The organism is Saccharopolyspora sp. NPDC050642 (assembly GCF_040654735.1).
GTDB classification, from domain to species: domain Bacteria; phylum Actinomycetota; class Actinomycetes; order Mycobacteriales; family Pseudonocardiaceae; genus Saccharopolyspora; species Saccharopolyspora elongata.
The window spans coordinates 1-1,266 of sequence record NZ_JBFAIN010000096.1 but is presented as its reverse complement, the minus strand read 5'-3'; the positions used below and the strand labels follow the sequence as shown (position 1 = coordinate 1,266).

Sequence of the window (1,266 nt, the reverse complement as noted above, 5' to 3'; positions counted from 1 at the left end):
CGTGGTCGATGGCGACCTCGCCGAAGAACTGGTACCCGAAGCCGGGGTTGCCGACCTGCTGCGAGGGCGCTGCCTTGGAGTAGACGACCTCGGGGCCGAACGTGGGGTCGACCCGATTCGGTTGCGGGGCCACGCCGACCGCCGCGTTGAGCGGGCCGGAGACGAACTCCCAGAACGGATCGAAGTCGGTGAAGCTCGCGCGGGACGGGTGGTAGTGGTGCGCGGCGGTGTAGTGCACGTCGCCGGTGACCCACACCATGCCGGTGATGTGGTGGCGCTTGGCGAAGGACAGGAGCTCGGCGATCTCCAGCTCCCGGCCCAACGGGGCCCCGGGGTCGCCCTGCCCGATCGCCTCGATCGCGGCGCCGTCCGGTACGACCAGGCTGATCGGCAGGTCCGCGGCCAGGACCTTCCAGGTGGCACGAGAAGCGCGCAGTTCGTCCTTGAGCCAGTCGAGCTGCCGACGTCCGAAAACGCCACCGTCGCTCTTGGTTTCCAGGCCGGGCGTATTCGGGTCCTTGTAGGAACGCATGTCGATGACGAACACGTCGAGCAGTTCGCCGTACCGCTTGACCTTGTAGACGCGGCCTTCCTCATCGCCGCGGATGGTGGTCGGCAGGTATTCGTGGAAGGCCTGGCGCGCCCGCGCGGCCAGCACGTCGACTCGCTTCTCGGTGTACCGGCTGTCGTCGAGGATCTCGCCGGGATACCAGTTGTTGACGACTTCGTGGTCGTCCCACGAGTTGATCTGCGCTACCTCGGCGTTGAACCGGCGCATGTTCTCGTCGAGCAGGTTGTAGCGGTAGTTGCCGCGGTACTCGTCCAGCGTTTCGGCGACCTTGGACTTCTCCGGTGTGACGATGTTGCGCCACGTGGTGCCGTCGGCGAGCGGCTTCTCGGCCGGGATGACGCCGTCGGCGTAGATCAGGTCTCCGGAGCAGATGAAGAAGTCCGGGTTCAGCGCGCGCATCGATTCGAAGATCCGGTAGCCGCCGCGGGACGGATCGATGCCCCAACCCTGGCCGCCGAGGTCGGCGGACCACAGGAAGCGGATGTCGGAAGCTCCGGTCGGCGCCGTGCGAAGCCGACCGAACGCCGGCTCGCCGGTGAGTGCGTCATCGTCCGGGTCGGCCAGGATGACGCGGTAGAAGACGTCCTGCCCGGCGGGAAGCTTGCGCAGCTGGACCTTTCCGGTCAGATCGTGGCTGGGGTCCAGGATCGGCCCGCGCACGCGTTCTACGCTGCGGAAACTCTCGGTCGGGCTGA

General features: G+C 67.2%; 1 protein-coding gene. It reads right to left on the bottom strand.

Features of this window, described 5'->3' with window-relative positions; genetic code table 11:
• The coding region (locus tag AB0H93_RS44245; protein WP_358582971.1) for an alkaline phosphatase D family protein at positions 1 to 1,231 on the bottom strand (1,231 nt) is incomplete at its 3' end.
• Between the last annotated feature and the right edge of the window lie 35 nt (positions 1,232 to 1,266).